Annotated in this window: 17 protein-coding genes and 1 pseudogene; 13 read left to right on the top strand and 5 right to left on the bottom strand. The window is 67.4% G+C overall.

Annotated elements, in window-relative coordinates; translation table 11 throughout:
* Positions 1–217 precede the first annotated feature (217 nt).
* On the bottom strand, positions 218–652 hold the full coding sequence (locus U5918_RS18065) for a hypothetical protein (protein WP_336003394.1): 435 nt from the start codon (positions 650–652) through the stop codon (positions 218–220).
* Between the two features lie 119 nt (positions 653–771).
* Here U5918_RS18065 and U5918_RS18060 point away from each other — a divergent pair, with 119 nt between their 5' ends.
* On the top strand, positions 772–2172 hold the full coding sequence (locus U5918_RS18060) for an ATP-binding protein (protein WP_336003392.1): 1401 nt from the start codon (positions 772–774) through the stop codon (positions 2170–2172).
* Between the two features lie 12 nt (positions 2173–2184).
* Here the strand turns inward: U5918_RS18060 and U5918_RS18055 are convergent, their stop codons facing one another.
* Positions 2185–2778, bottom strand: a complete 594-nt coding sequence (locus tag U5918_RS18055) for a hypothetical protein (protein WP_336003390.1) — start codon at positions 2776–2778, stop codon at positions 2185–2187.
* Positions 2779–3360: 582 nt separating this feature from the next.
* Between U5918_RS18055 and U5918_RS18050 the strand changes: the two genes are divergently transcribed.
* From U5918_RS18050 to U5918_RS18030, 5 genes are all read left to right on the top strand, one after another.
* Positions 3361–3711 (top strand): hypothetical protein, encoded by a 351-nt coding sequence (locus U5918_RS18050; protein WP_336003389.1) that lies wholly within the window; start codon positions 3361–3363, stop codon positions 3709–3711.
* A 234-nt stretch (positions 3712–3945) separates the two neighbouring features.
* Entirely contained in the window at positions 3946–4956 is a 1011-nt protein-coding gene (locus U5918_RS18045; protein WP_336003387.1) for a Cdc6/Cdc18 family protein, read from the top strand.
* Positions 4957–5381: 425 nt separating this feature from the next.
* Positions 5382–5687, top strand: a complete 306-nt coding sequence (locus U5918_RS18040; RefSeq protein ID WP_336003385.1) for a HalOD1 output domain-containing protein — start codon at positions 5382–5384, stop codon at positions 5685–5687.
* 253 nt (positions 5688–5940) lie between these two features.
* Positions 5941–6315, top strand: a complete 375-nt coding sequence (locus U5918_RS18035; protein ID WP_336003384.1) for a DUF8160 family protein — start codon at positions 5941–5943, stop codon at positions 6313–6315.
* A 1-nt stretch (position 6316) separates the two neighbouring features.
* A complete protein-coding gene (locus U5918_RS18030; RefSeq protein ID WP_336003383.1) occupies positions 6317–6889 on the top strand; it encodes a hypothetical protein in 573 nt (190 codons plus the stop codon).
* A 46-nt stretch (positions 6890–6935) separates the two neighbouring features.
* On the opposite strand, the gene U5918_RS18025 is transcribed toward U5918_RS18030, so the two are convergent.
* Positions 6936–7163 carry an RING finger protein gene (locus U5918_RS18025; RefSeq protein WP_336003382.1) on the bottom strand — a complete coding sequence of 76 codons (228 nt, stop codon included), beginning with the start codon at positions 7161–7163 and terminating at the stop codon, positions 6936–6938.
* Positions 7164–7582: 419 nt separating this feature from the next.
* On the opposite strand from U5918_RS18025, the gene U5918_RS18020 reads away from it, so the two are divergent.
* The 4 genes from U5918_RS18020 (at position 7583) to U5918_RS18005 (ending at position 9602) form a co-directional block, all read left to right on the top strand.
* Entirely contained in the window at positions 7583–8284 is a 702-nt protein-coding gene (locus U5918_RS18020) for a hypothetical protein (RefSeq protein WP_336003381.1), read from the top strand.
* A 71-nt stretch (positions 8285–8355) separates the two neighbouring features.
* Positions 8356–8829: a redoxin domain-containing protein gene (locus U5918_RS18015; protein ID WP_336003379.1), complete on the top strand. Its 474-nt coding sequence runs from the start codon at positions 8356–8358 to the stop codon at positions 8827–8829.
* A 73-nt stretch (positions 8830–8902) separates the two neighbouring features.
* A complete protein-coding gene (locus tag U5918_RS18010) occupies positions 8903–9136 on the top strand; it encodes a DUF2249 domain-containing protein (RefSeq protein WP_336003377.1) in 234 nt (77 codons plus the stop codon).
* Positions 9137–9221: 85 nt separating this feature from the next.
* Positions 9222–9602, top strand: a complete 381-nt coding sequence (locus U5918_RS18005; protein ID WP_336003376.1) for a putative zinc-binding protein — start codon at positions 9222–9224, stop codon at positions 9600–9602.
* 9 nt (positions 9603–9611) lie between these two features.
* On the opposite strand, the gene U5918_RS18000 is transcribed toward U5918_RS18005, so the two are convergent.
* On the bottom strand, positions 9612–10655 hold the full coding sequence (locus U5918_RS18000) for a GNAT family N-acetyltransferase (RefSeq protein ID WP_336003375.1): 1044 nt from the start codon (positions 10653–10655) through the stop codon (positions 9612–9614).
* A 397-nt stretch (positions 10656–11052) separates the two neighbouring features.
* Between U5918_RS18000 and wecB the strand changes: the two genes are divergently transcribed.
* The 3 genes from wecB to U5918_RS17985 all read left to right on the top strand — a co-directional run bounded on the left by wecB (position 11053) and on the right by U5918_RS17985 (position 14260).
* A complete protein-coding gene (gene wecB, locus U5918_RS17995; RefSeq protein ID WP_336003536.1) occupies positions 11053–12153 on the top strand; it encodes a non-hydrolyzing UDP-N-acetylglucosamine 2-epimerase in 1101 nt (366 codons plus the stop codon).
* Positions 12154–13053 (top strand): polysaccharide deacetylase family protein, encoded by a 900-nt coding sequence (locus U5918_RS17990; protein ID WP_336003374.1) that lies wholly within the window; start codon positions 12154–12156, stop codon positions 13051–13053.
* 133 nt (positions 13054–13186) lie between these two features.
* Positions 13187–14260: a glycosyltransferase family 4 protein gene (locus tag U5918_RS17985; protein ID WP_336003372.1), complete on the top strand. Its 1074-nt coding sequence runs from the start codon at positions 13187–13189 to the stop codon at positions 14258–14260.
* Between the two features lie 40 nt (positions 14261–14300).
* Here U5918_RS17985 and U5918_RS17980 read toward each other — a convergent pair.
* Positions 14301–14669, bottom strand: a pseudogene (locus U5918_RS17980) (hypothetical protein); the annotation flags it as partial.

The raw sequence follows: 14669 nt of genomic DNA, 5'->3' as shown, positions 1-14669 counted from the left end.
GTCGAGCGTTTCGGCCCCGGAATCCGGGGACGTGACGACGGTGTGTAGTCGAAAGTGAGGGTTCGAAAACAGTTCACGATCGTGACCGTTTCGGCGAGCCAGAGTGGGGGGGTCGTGTCGGCGTCTGTATATATGTGAGCGCACGTGACAGCGAGCTTCGACGCGGGTCGGGCTCGTCGACGCGTCGATGATTCCCGGCGATAACGAATTCGGGCGACTACTCCGCGGGCGTCGCGCGCGCGGTGAACTCCCGCCAGTACGCGATCACCCAGTAGCCGAGGCCGGTCCCGATCAGCCCGGCGGCGAGGAAGTAGGCGAGGAGGTGCGAACCGAACACGCGACCGGGATACAGGACGGCGTAGGTCAGCCCCTCCCCGGAGAGGCCGATGAGGACGAACGCGATCAGCGAGACGCCGACGGAGCCGAGCATGGCCGTCAGGCCGTCGGCGTCGTGCTTGACGAGGCCGAACATCAGGGCGACGAAGACGGTCGCCATCCCGAGGACGTAGATCGGGAGCCGGGACTGGGTGTTCGACAGGTCGCCGGAGACCAGCCCCAGCGCCCCGACGAAACTCGCGGTGAGGACGAGCGAACTTCCGAGGACGAAGAGGAGCGTCCCTCGCGCGAACCGCCGACCCGGCAGCGACACCATATCGGCTCCTCTCACGGTTCTTTCAAAAGTCTACTGGGGGATCGCCGGGCGACCCGACCCGGCCGTCGGCGGTCGTATCGGACAGAAGGCATATACTGGCTCACACGCAACCACGGGCAATGAGCGATCCGCCCGAGCACATCACCGTCACGGTCGACGGTGGGACCCTCCCAGTGATCGAGCTCCTGACCGGCCGGGGCTTCATCACCGGCAAGTCCGGCTCGGGCAAGTCCGTCACCGCGAGCGTCATCGCCGAGGAACTGCTCGAACACGACCTGAGCTTCCTCATCGTCGACACCGACGGGGAGTACTACGGCCTCAAGGAGCAATACGAGGTCCTCCACGTCGGCGCCGACGACACCTGCGACGCCAAAGTCGGTGTCGAACACGCCGAGATGCTCGCGACGATGGCCCTCGAGGAGAACGTCCCCGTAGTATTGGACGTCTCCGGCTACATCGACGAGTCGGAGGTTCACGACATCCTCGAGCGGGTCGTCCGCGAGCTGTTCGTCCGGGAAAAAACGCACAAGAAGCCCTTCCTGCTGCTCGTCGAGGAGGCTCACGAGTACCTCCCGCAGTCGGGCGGGATCGACGGCCTCAGCGAGCGGCTGTTACAGGTGGCAAAGCGGGGCCGCAAGCGCGGGCTCGGGATCTGTGCCATCTCCCAGCGCCCGGCCGCGGTCGACAAGGACTACATCACCCAGTGCAACTGGCTCGTCTGGCACCGGCTGACCTGGAACAACGACACGGACGTCGTCAGCCGGATCATCGACGCCGACGCGGCGAAGGCGGTCGAGAAACTGGAGAACGGCGAGGCCATCCTCATGACCGACTGGGACGAGCAGGTCCGGCGGGTGAAGTTCCGGATGCGCGAGACCGTCGACGTCGGGCAGACTCCGGACTTCTCGGACGCGGCGGTCCCCGACCTCAGACCCGTCGACTCCGCGCTGGTCGAGCGCCTGAACGCCGCCGGGACGCTGAACGCGGACCCGGACGAGGCGGCCGCGGAGGCGGAGAGCGAGACCGACGAAAAGCCGGAATCGGAGCCGGAACCAGAGCCTGCTTCGGACGCGGACGCCGAAGCGGACGCGGAGTCCGAGTCGACGGAACCGGACGAGGCGGATTCGGACGGCGACGCCGACGCCGCCGAGGACTCGTCGAACGACGCCGGATCGGCCGGGACCGAGAGCTCCGGTTCGCAGGCGTCGGCGTCGAGCGCCGATGACACGCGCTCGAACGGGACATCTCGATCACGGGCGCAGTCCGACGTGGCCGAGCGGGACAACCTGCTCCTGGAACTGGGCGACATGATGGTGTACCTGTTCGGGGTGCTGCACAGTCGCGGCGCCCGGGCGACCCACTCGCTGCGCCACCGGCTCGCCGACGTCACCGGTTCGCAATCGGGGTCGGGGACTCGCGATCCGCTGGGGGAGGCCGAGCCCGAGCGGGAATCGAACCGACTGCTGTACGCGGCGCTGGTGCTGCTCGGACTCGCGGTCGTGGCCCTCCTGCTGCTCTGAAAACGCGCCCCGTCAGGTCGCGGCGGGGGCGCTCGTTCGGGCGGAGACGAAGAGGTAGAGCGGGCCGGTGATCGAGGCGGCGACCACGCAGCCGAAGAGGAACGCGCCGGCGAGCGAGCCGGCGACCGCCTGCCACGTCGCCGGGAGGTCCCGGAGGAGGACCTGGATCGCGGTGAACCCGAGGCCGCCGCCCACGATGTACGGCCACGGGTTCGAGGCCAGCCCCTCGTCCGGGGCGGCCGACGCGCGCTCGTACAGCGCCAGCGTGCCGAGGACCCCGACCAGCGTGTACAGCCAGTAGAGGCCGACCGTGAGGACCCACCCGGCCGTGCCGAACCCGGCCAGCGGGTCCAGCCAGTCGGCCGCGAGCGCGACCAGCCCGGCGACGCTCGGGACGACCAGCGGCCACGCGGCGTCCGCGGGAAAGAGCGTCTCGTCGTGCTCCCGTCCGTCGGTTATTACGACGTCATCAGACGTATACGGCGCGTCGTCCGGCACGACGACGGCGATCTCGTCGTCGCGCAGCTGGACCTCGACGTCGCCGTTCCACTCCGGCGTCGTGACTTCCCACTCGTCGGCGGGGTCGCGGCTCGAGACTTTACCCACCGGTTTCACCCCCGGCCGTGGGGTCGCGTTCCTGCGGTGGGTCGGCCTCCTCCGTCGCCCGCGTGCGTGTATCGGTCATCGTTGTATCCTGTCTCGGCGGCCCGTCGGATCGACCGACGGTGGCGCCGCTGGCGCTGGGAAACGCTTTTACAGGTACCCGACGAAGGACGTGCTGTTCCACCAACCCGTCCTTCTGGACCCAAGTTTCCCTAGCGGTGCAACCGAATAGCCCCAGTCGAATTAAAATTGTCCTGTCATTAGGATACGTCCTAATTATGACCGGATAGGCCGTCGGTTCGACCGCCGAATCCGAGCGCCCTCGGACGGTCGTCGTCACCGACAGTGCCCGGCTTCGATTATAAACGCGGTCGATTTCCGGAAAACGGGTATCGAATCCGTCACTCGCTCGACGAGGGTCCGACCCGTGTCTGACACCGGGTTTCGGGACCGACGCCGCACGTATTGATATGAATAATTTCATAACTGATCTGCCATAGTTTCGACTCGACTCGCCCGGCCGAACGGTCGGTAGTTTTACCGCCTGCGACGACCGTGTGAGAGATACTCGACCAAACTGCAACTATGTCGCAACGACCGTTCGAGATCCGGGTCCGGGAGGACCTGGCGGCGGCGATAGACGGCGCGGACGACTTCGCCGACCCGGCGGCGGCCGCGGAGGCGCTCCTCGCGAAGGACACGGCCCAGTATCGGCTGGTCGGCGTCCGACGGCGTGGGACCCGGGCGATATTCCACGAGACGATCCTCCGGAAGGTGGTCTCGGTCCCGTTCGACGAGGGCGGCGTGGACGACCTGGCGGAGGACGACGTCCGGGACGTGACCTCGCGACCCGACGTCGAGCGCTGGGTGGCGGAGTGCGAGGGCGGGTACTGGCACTGGCTCCACCCGCGGTTCGCCTGGGTCCGCGAGGACTGACTCGCCGCGCCGTTCGCTCGCCCGCTCCGTTCTCGCGCGGCCGCTCCCGGAAACGGAACCGTGAAGTGGATCTATCACCGTGCTTTCACAGAACTGGCTACTCGGGACGGATCCGGCAACCACGACGCACGCACCCGTCGGCTGGCCGGGCGCGCGACGTGACGGTCGGGTGAACTATGAAATCCGGAATTTCCGGAAACGCCCCGGGTAGCTATTACCTCGGCGACATCGAACATGACCACCGTGATACAGAACGCGCGGGTGTTACAGGACGACTTCCTGCCGAAGGAGATCGTCCACCGCCACGAGGAGGTCAACCAGATGTCCAAGGCCCTGGAGCCGGTGCTCGATGACGATCGGCCCCAGGACACCTTCCTCGTGGGACCGTCGGGCGCCGGCAAGACCTGTATCGCGCGCTACACCGTCGACAAACTCCAGGAGCAGGTGCTCGACGTCGAGAGCCACTACATCGACTGCTGGCAACACTCCAACCGGTTTCGCGTTCTGTACAAGATCCTCGAGGGCGTCGGGACCTCCTACGACGTCCACCGGTCGACCCCGCTCGACGAGATGGTCTCCCGGATCGAGGCCGTCGACAGCCCCTACCTGCTCGTCCTCGACGAGGTCGACCAGCTCGAGGACAAGGGCGTCCTGCGGAAGCTCTACCCGATGCCCCACATCACGATGGTGCTCATCGCCAACCGCAAGCGGGAGGTCACCGCGTCGCTCGACGAGCGGCTGCAGTCCCGGCTCCGGAGCAGCGTGACCATCTCCTTCGACCGGTACACCCAGGCAGAACTGGTCTCCCTGCTCGAGGACCGCATCGAGTGGGGCCTGGCCCCGGGCGCGATATCGACGGCCCAGGTCGAGCGAATCGCCGACGCCGCGGCGGGTAACGCGCGCGACGCGATCGGCATCCTCCGCTCGGCCGCGCGCAACGCCGACCACGAGGGCGCGGCCGAGATCCGCCCGGCCGACGTGAGCGCGGCGATCCCGACGGCGCGCGAGGAGCTCCACGAACGCAACCTGAAGAAGCTCACCGACGACCAGCGGGCGGTGTTCGACGTCCTGGCCGAGGCCGACGAGCTCCCGCCCCGGGAGATATACGAGCGCTACGAGTCCCGCGTGCCCGAGCCCAAGACGGAACGCACCGTCCGCACCTACCTCCGGAAGCTGGACGACTACGACCTCGTCCGGAGCGCCGGGAACGGCCCGAACCGCACCTACGAAGCCATCGAGCGCTGACCGGCGACGGTCGGGACCGGGTCGACCGCCCGGTTCGTGTCAACTGTACTGTGAAATACGGGGACGGCGACGTGTATAACAGACGCTGGGCGGGCCATTTACCGGGACGGGACCCGGACGCCAGCGGCCTGTAATACATCCGTGCGCGTGTCGGCGACGATATGCCTGTGATCGGTGATGTCTTGATTACGATCAGTTCTCTCGTAATCCTCCTTCGTCTGCTGGTTAGTTGCTGTCGGGAAAATTATTGTATCCGTTTTCGCCGAACGTATCGTGTTTGCAGAAAAACATTCATTGGACTGGTCATTCTGGATGGAGACGGGGCGCGTCGTCGCGAGGCGGACGGGACCACGCACCGCCGCGCCGTGGAAGTCAGTCACGACGCCGCGATCGAGCGGAGCGATCGAGAGGGCACCAGTTCAACTATGCACGACACAACGCGAGATACGACCGACGGAACGGCCACAACCGGGCAGAGCGAGCCGGCGCTGAAACACGCCTGGAACGGCAACGAGCCGTTCCACGTGACGCTGTCGGAAGCCATCGAGTCTGCCGCCGGGGGCGACGTGACGGATCACGAACCGCTGTACGAGACGGTCGACGTCGAGTCGATCGAGGAACTCGTGGAAAACAGCGCGAGCGACGGGCTCTACGTGGTCTTCTCCTACGAGGAGTGTTTCGTCGAGGTCCAGGGCGACGGGACGATCGAGGTGACGCCCTTCTACCACTGACGCCGCCCCGCCGGTCGAGTCGCCCGCACGACGCCGACGCCGTCTCACGCCGGTGGGATTGTCTTACGGGCCACCGCCGTCCCGTCGCCGATTTCCACTGCAAATCGGCGGACAGGAGGGAGTCAGCTGTCTGACGCATCTTTTTGCAGGGGGAGCCCAGATAGGGTTAGACCCACAGAACCATGCCGTCCAATCACACTGGTCAGGAAACCCGGCCGCGTCCGCCCCGAACTCGCGCGGGAGTGATCGCGCCATGAGCGAACACTCTCCTTCGCGACGGGCGGGCGAGAACGCGGTCTCGAAGGTGCAGGACCGACCCCCGGGGTCGGGCAGCGACGGCGCCGCGAACGACAGCGGCGGGACCCCGCGGGTCGAGCACGTGCAGAAGGAGTGGGAGCACCGCAACTTCTACGTCCCGGCCGAACTGGACGGAGCGCTGGAGGCGACCAGGGCCCAGATGGCGGAGGCGGTCCAGCGGGAGTACGGCGGCGACATGGCGGTGACCCGCCACTTCTACCCCGTCATGATCCGGCTGGGGCTCGAGGCGATCGGTGACCTCTCGGCGGCGGAGTTCGCCGAGCAGGTCGACGAGGTCCCGGGCGTCAGCTCCGACGAGTTCGAGCGATAGCATGGCGGGCGAGTGGGCACCGACGCGGTCGTCACGGGGCGTCGCTCCCGAGACGGACGCGGAGCGGTACGTCGTCTCGTCGTTCCACGACGACGGTGCCCACGTCGAGCGAGGCCTCGACCCCACGGGACCGATCGGCGGGCGGGACTACGTCGTGGTGACCGGCCCCGACTACGTCCTCGAACGCTACTTCTTCTTCGACACCGCGACGCCCGAGACCATCGACGCGTTCGCGCGCCGGATCGTCCAGGACCCCGAATTCCGCGACCGCAGCCTCGCGGGGACGGCCCCGTGGAACCGCATCGCGGGGATCTATCGCGAGGCCGCCCGGCGCATCGAGGTCGCCTTCGAGGAACGGGGCCTCCGCAACTACCGGCTCGGGGACGAGGCGGCCAAGCGGCGCCACAACGCGGCACAGGACCGGATGGAGCGGCTCTGCCGCGACGTCCACGCGGAGGTCGAGCGACAGGTCCGGCGCGAGGCGCTGATCGTCGGCCTTGACGCGTTCGTCGACGAGTACGTCGAGCGCGCGCGGACCGCCGCCGAAGAGATCCAGGCCGGAGACTGGGAGTGACTGGCGAGGCGAGAAGACGGCCGCGACTGTGACGACACCGGCCGGGTTACGCCATCGACTGGACGACCGACTCGAGGAGTTCGACTTTCACCGGTGACTCACAGCGCGGACAGGAGAAGGCGATCTCCATGTACATCGCACCGTCCGCGGTCGACCCGATGTTCTCGATGGTGAAGGCGACCGAGTCCGAGAGCGTCGAATACGCGAAGCTGTGATCACACGGCAGTGTGAGGGGCGCCTCGGTCGCGTCCACGGTGTTTTCGGGGGTCGACACGATTGCTCTTGGTATTCTCTCAGCGAGGGAGTTAATTGTTTCTGAGAGGAATTAGATAGGTGTCTGACGCTTCTTTCACATTATATCGGAGCGTAAATTGGCGAATAACCGTCGTCGTCGGTCGGTTTCCAGTTCCGTGAGAGATGGTAACAGACGATCGTCCGACGGTCGGGGGCCGAGGCGGTGGGCCACGGCCGTCGCGGCTCGCGGGCCGGTCCGGAAATCCGGAAACGGCCCGGCACGCGTTAACTGCCGTCGGGTCGACGGTCGAGTATGGGTGACAGCGACCCCGGACGAGGCGTTCCAGAACGCGCGAGCGGAGCGGACCGCGTCTCGTCCCGGACGGTTCGGGGGGATCGAACACCGACCGAGACGAGTCGGGGGAACCGGGCGGCGAGCGTGAACGAAGGGTGGTCACGATGGGGACGCGCCTGACGCACGTCCCGTTCGACATCGAGACGAGCGGGTTCGAGACCGACGCGGCCGTGAGCGTCGTCGGGTTCTCGCTACCGCTCGGCTGTCGGGTCTTTCTGAACGCGGACGGGCACCCGGCCGACGCGGACCGACTCGAATCCCGGCTGAGCGAGACCTTCGAGACGGCGGTCCAGGTGCGAGTCCACCCCGACGAGCGGGCACTGCTCGAAGCGGTCGCCGCGTTCCTCGGAGAGGCCGTCGCTCCCCGGGAGTATCTCCTCGTTGCCTACAACGGCGAGCGGTTCAACGGCGGGTTCGACCTCCCCTTCCTCCGGACGCGATACGCGCTGCTGGGACTGCAGTGGCCCTTCGACGACGTCCCGTACGCCGACGTGCTGCCGCTGATCCGCAAGCGGTTCAACACGACCGCCGACGGCGAGGACCGGAACGACCTGGTGACTGCCTACGATACCCTCGTGGGAAACGGCTTGACGGCGGCCGATCCCTTCGACGACAGCGGCGAGGCCGTCGCGGCCTTCGAGGCCGGGGAGTTCGAACCGCTGCTCGCCCACAACGTCGCCGACGTGCTCCGGACGGGCGCGCTCGCGTCGCTGGCCGAGCGGTTCTGCGGCAAGTCCGAGTTCGACCTGAAGTCGCTCACGCCCTCGGCGCGGGACCCGGCGCTCACGGACCCGCCGCGGGGGTGACCGGGGACGCGACCCGGCAGGGGACCGCGTTCGTGACCGAATTTATGCGGCTGGCGGTCCCACTTGGAGTGATGCCCGAGAACGGAGACACCGCGCCGACGTTCACCGCGACGCTCGGCACCAGCGATCACGAATCGTTCGACCTGTCTGACCGACTCGGCGACGGCCCGGTCGTGCTCGCCTTCTTCCCGGGGGCGTTCACGCCGCCCTGCACCAACGAGATGGTCGCCCTCGAGGACCGACGCGCCGAGTTCGAGGAGCGGGGGGCGACGCTGCTCGGCGTCAGCGCCGATTCGGCGTTCTCCCAGGGCGCGTTCCGCGACGAGCACGGCATCGAGTTCGACCTCGTGAGCGACATGGGCGGCGACGCCATCCGGGCCTACGACCTGGAGATGGACATCCCGGACCTGGGGCTGTACGGCATCGCCAACCGGGCCGTCTTCGTCCTCGACGAGGACGGGACGGTCGTCTACCGCTGGGTCGCCGACGACCCGACGAACGAACCCGACTACGAGGAACTGTTCGACGCCGTCGAATCCTCCTGAGCCGTCGCGAGGAGGCGAGGGGAACACCTTCGGAACAACGGCCTTCGTCGTCCCGCCGGAAGGTCTGGTCGGAATGACAGGAACACGACTCGACATCCGCGAGATCCCGCCGCCCGAGCGCCACCCGAAGATCTTCCAGGCCTTCGAGGACCTGGACTCGGGCGAAGCGTTGACCATCGTCAACGATCACGAGCCGACGCCGCTGTACCACCAGATGGCGGCCGAGGTGGAGTCGTTCGACGCCGAGAACTACGTGGTCGACCGGGTCGGCCCCGAGGAGTTCGTCGCGACCCTGCCGAAGAAGTAGCGGTCCCACGACTGGCCGCGACCGGGTCCGTGGCGAACGGCGTTCGGGGCAAGGCTTTGGGCGACCCCGGATCACCCGTCTCTCGATGACGGACGCGTACGACGACCTGCCGCTCGTCTACTCCTGTTCGGGGTGTTCGAGCGCGGCGCAGATGGCGAACGACCTCGCGGTCAGGCTCGACCGGGAGCAGGTGGCGGAGATGTCCTGTATCGCCGGCGTCGGTGGCGACGTGGGACCGCTCGTCGACGCCGCCACGTCCGGGCGGCCGACGGTCGTGATCGACGGCTGTCCCCTCGAATGTGCGCGCGAGTGCCTCGACGACCACGGCGTCACGCCGGACCGGCACGTCAACCTCGCCAAGCGCGGGGTGGCGAAGGAGTACCACACCGACTACGACGACGAGCAGGCCGACGAACTGTACGAGAAACTGGTCGACGCGGTGGCGGACGTCGCCGCGACGGGCTGACGCCCCGCGCTACTTCACCGGCGAGAGGCTGCCGGTGGTCCCCCGGAGGCGCTGGTAGAGGCCTGTCGCGAGGGTCATCACCGTCGACCCGCGTTCGACGCTGTAGAACTGCTGGAGTTCCGGATTGAACTTCGCCTTGTAGTCGTTGATTCGCTGGTTGTTGGCGCCGACGAGGTCGTAGGTCGTCAGGCCGCGGTCCACGGCGTCGGCCATCACCCGCCAGTCGAGCAGGTCGTTGATCGACGCGTCGACCTCGAGGTCGGTCTTGACCCCGCCCTGCCACCGAGAAATGGTGTCCCCGAGCTCGCAGGCCAGGATGCCGCCGACCCGGCGGCCGTCCACGCGACAGACGTAGGGGCGGATCGCCCCCTCGGGCAGGGACTCGTAGAGGTCCGTGACCAGCGCGGTCGGGAGCCCGAAGTCGACGTCCTGGCGCTCGTACCGCCGCCGGACACGATCCATGACGAAGGGGACGTCGCCGCGGCCGCCCTCCTCGACGGTCACGTCGTCGTTCTCCCGGCCGTCCCGGATGTTGGTCCGGGCGTCGCGGCTGAAGGAGTCGAGCAGGTCCTCGCGCCCGACCGAGAGGTCGACGAGGTAGGTGTAGGCGGGGTCGACGTCGAACGCCTCCCAGGTCAGCGGACGCAGGTCGGGATATCCGTGGTGTAGTCGCAGGTGGACGTACGCCGGATCGAGCATCTCGTCGATCCAGTCGAGACAGCCCTCGAGAAAGCGGCGCTGGCGACGCTCGGCCTTGCGCTGTTTCATCCCGTCGACGTTCAGCGGGGCGGGCCCGAGATAGGGGACTCGGACGTCCGGTGGCGGCGACACCGCGGCCGAGACCGGTCCCTTCCGCAGCTCGAACACCGGGAAGATCCCGACCGGTTCCTGCCCCTTGAACCCCACCAGGAGGGTGGGGGTCGCGTCGGTGTGCCGGGCGAGCGCGTCGATCACCTCCCGGCGGTGAAAGAGCCCGGCCCACGGCGACTGCTCGACGTACCCGTTCCACTCCGACCGATCCGTCTGTGTCGCTTCCCTGATTTCCACGCTCATTGTCTGTTTGTCTCCAGGCACGGACGTCTCCGGCGCCGTTCCGTATCGCGTAGCTGCGAGTTCGATCCGTTTCGTTATAGTGTGGTTACCGGTTCGGGATCCCTCCCCTCCAGCGTCCGCCGCGGGAACGAGGACTCGCCGCGTCGTCGTTCGGCCGGCCTCGGCGCCAGCGCTCGCCGAGACGAATCTGTCGGCCGCCACTCGTCCCGCCTCGCGGCCCGTTAGCCGCGGTCTGATACACGGAGTCGTCCGGCACGTAATCCATAACAAAGGGACACAACGGCGACCGTTCGGTCGATCGTAGTATGTTGGCGACTCTCGCTCGGGTCCCTCGTGGTGGTACTGTGCGCAGGACGGCGGTAGTTCGGTGTGTCGACGGTTCGCGGAGGGGCTCCAGATGAAGGTCCTCTCCGTCGTCGGCGCTCGCCCGCAGTTCGTGAAAGCGTTCCCCGTCTCCGACGCGCTCTCGGGCGCACACGAGGAGGTGCTCGTCCACACGGGACAGCACTACGACCACGAACTCAGCGACGTGTTCTTCGAGGAGCTCCCCATCCCCGAACCGGACGCGAACCTCGGCGTCGGCTCGGGGACTCACGGGGAACAGACCGCAGCGATGCTCGCCGAACTCGACGGCGTCGTCGCAGACGAATCGCCGGACGTCGTACTCGTCTACGGCGACACGAACTCCACGCTGGCCGCCGCCCTCGCCGGCGCGAAACGCGAGCCGCTCGTCGCCCACGTCGAGGCGGGCCTCCGCAGCGACAACTGGTCGATGCCCGAAGAGACGAACCGCGTCCTGACCGATCACTGCTCGGACCTGCTGTTCGCGCCGTCGACGCGCGCGGCGGACAGGCTCGCCGCCGAGGGCATCACGGACGGCGTCCACGTCACCGGCGACGTGATGTACGATTCGCTGCTTGCCGTCCGGGAGCGAGCGCGCGAGCGCTCGTCCGTGCTGGACCGGCTCGGATACGACGACGGGGAGTACGTCCTCGCGACGGTCCACCGCGCGACGAACACCGACGACCCGGACCGGCTGGTCGAGATCCTCGCCGGACTCGCCGAGTCGCGGCTCCCGGTCGTCTTCCCGGCGCATCCCCGGACCGAGCAGGCGCTCGACGACGCGGGACTGCTCGGGGACCTGCCGGGCCCGATCGAGCTGATCGATCCGGTCGGCTACCTGGACTTCCTCCGGCTCGTCGACGGGGCAGAGCGCGTCGCGACCGACTCCGGTGGCGTCCAGAAGGAGGCCTTCTACCTGGACACCCCCTGCGTGACGCTCCGCGAGGAGACCGAGTGGGAGGAGACGGTCGCCTGCGGCTGGAACGTCCTCGTCGGTTCGGACAGCGGCGCGATCGAGCGCAATCTCGGTCGGGTGTTCGACACCACGACGAAACCGGACCCGTACGGGGACGGCAACGCTGCCGCACGGATCGTGTCGGCGCTCGAAACCGGCGTCGACGGAAGCGAACCGCGGACGGCCAGGGTGTCACGTTGAATGACCGTCGTCGAGAACACCGACTACCCGTTCGCGCTCTGTCTCACCCACGACGTCGATAGACCGTACAAGACCTACCAGTCGCTGTTCTACGCGGTGACGGAGCGAGCACCGAGCCACCTGCTCGACCTGCTGCCCGGCCGGAACCCCTACTGGCAGTTCGAGACGATCACGGACCTGGAGGCGGACCTGGGCGTGCGTTCGGCGTTTTACTTCCTGAGCGAACCGCCGGTGTGGAACCACTCGCCGACCGACCTCCTCGACTTCGACGCGCTCGTGCAGGCGCTCGGTCGGTACGACGTCCGGGACCCGGAGCTCGCCACCGTCCTCCGTCGACTCGAGGGGGACGGCTGGGAGGTCGGCCTGCACGGCTCGTTTCACACGCCGGACGATCGCGAGCGATTGCAGCGTGAGAAATCGCGCATCGAATCGGTCGTCGACGGCGAGATCAGGGGCGGTCGACAGCACTACCTGAACCTGGAGATTCCGGACACGTGGCGCCATCACGAGGCCATCGGGCTCGAGTACGACGCGTCGCTCGGCTCGAGGACGGAGTGTGGGTTCCAGTTCGGCTACGACGTCGTCAGACCGTTCGACGACGAGTTCGTGGTGTTCCCGCTGACCCTGATGGAGCAACACCTCCCCGACCCCGGCGAGGAGTTCGCCCGCGCGTGGGCGGTCTGTGAGTCCCTGCTGGACACCGCCGCCGCCGAACGGGCCGTGATGACGGCGCTGTTCCATCCGCGCTACTTCTGCGACCGCGACTTTCCGGGATACCGGCGTCTGTATCGGCAACTCGTCGAAGGCGCGCTCGAACGGGGCGCGTGGGTCGGGTCTCCGGGCCAGTTCTACGAGGAGTTCCTCGTGGACGAGAGACAGAGTGTGGCCGAGCGAGCCTGACCGCCCGATCCGGAGCCGGCCCGCCGGACGCGACTGGCTTCGACTACCGGTCTCGTACGAGACGCAGTCCCACACTTAGAAGGTCTATTACTATCGGTCCGATCCCGATACGTCGTCCTATGGTGGTACGTCAATGATCACAGACGGCGTCTTGATCGTCGGGCCGACCGGCACGGGTGGGATGGCCCAGTTCATCGACAAGCAACGAGAGCACCTCCGCGACCACGTGCCCGTACGGGTTCACGAGCGGTACTCGACGCCCCCCGGGAGCGGACTCGCCCGGATCCTTCGGGGGCTGTTCCGGACGCTGCGAGTGCTCGCGCTCTTTCCGTTCCAGGATCCGCCGGAGGTCGTCCACGTCCACACCGCGATCCGGTTCTCGTTCTACAGATCCGCCTTCTTCGTCCTCTTCGCGAAGTACGTCTGGGGCTCGAAGGTGATCCTCCACGTTCACGGCTCGACCTTCGACGAGTTCCTCGAGACCGATTCGGTACTCGTCTCGCTGTTACAGCGAGCGGTCTTTGGGGCCGTCGACGACGTCATCGTCCTCTCGGACTCCTGGCGCGAGGTCGTCTCGAAACACGTCACGGAGGCCGACATCCACGTCGTGCCGAACGCGATCACGCTCGACGCCTACGACCCGCAGTTCACGGCCGATCCCGTGCGGCTCGTCTTCGTCTCGAACCTGGTCCCGCGGAAGGGCGTCTCGGAACTCCTCGACGCGCTCGACGAACTCGAACGCACGGTCGAACGACCGTTCCGGGTCGACATCGCGGGGGACGGCCCGCTCGCAGCGGAGGTGCAGGCGTTCGTCGCGGACCGTGACTACGTCACCTATCACGGGTACGTCTCCGAGGAGCGAAAACGCGAGCTCCTGGCGAAGGGGTCCGTGTTCGTCCTCCCGACCTACGCGGAGGGGCTCCCGATCGCCATGCTCGAGGGGATGGCGAGCGGGAACGCCATCGTCTCGACCGCCGTCGGCGCGATTCCGGAGGTGATCGACGAGGACAACGGCCTCCTCGTCGAGCCCGGCGACGAGGAGGCGCTGGTCTCGGCGCTCGCGACGCTGATCCGCGACCCCGAACGCACCGAAGCCATGGCTCGCAGGAACCGCGAAGCCTGTGCGTCGGACTACACCTGGGAGCGCCTCACCAGGAACCTCCTCGACGTCTACGAGTCGGATCCACAGCCCGCGAGCGCGCAGTGACCGGCGCAGATCCGGCACACGACGCGGGCTGGAGTCCGTGTTACTCGCCGATGACGGTGAAGTCGGCCTGTCCGACCACCGAGATGTCCGTCAGCTGTCCGGTGAACCGGTAGGCGTCCGTGCCGTTCCCGACGATCCCGACCACGCGACTCTCGAGGACCCGGTCTTCCATCAGGTCCCAGGGCAGACCGCTGTCGTAGACCTCCGACCGGCTCTCGTCACGCTCGACGTCGCCGGACACGGTGAAGTCGTACCTGGCGATGTCCTCGGGCGTGTCCGATCCGTCGATCACCAGAATACCGCCGGACCCGCTCGACCCATCGGTTCCGTCGTCCGTGGAACCGTCGGTTCCGTCGTCCGTGGAACCGTCGGTCCCGTCGTCCGTGGAACCGTCGGTCCCGTCGTCCGT

Source organism: Halorientalis sp. LT38, assembly GCF_037031225.1.
Taxonomy (GTDB): domain Archaea; phylum Halobacteriota; class Halobacteria; order Halobacteriales; family Haloarculaceae; genus Halorientalis; species Halorientalis halophila.
The sequence above is the reverse complement of the archived record's forward strand: the minus strand, read 5'-3'. Positions and strand labels throughout refer to the sequence as shown.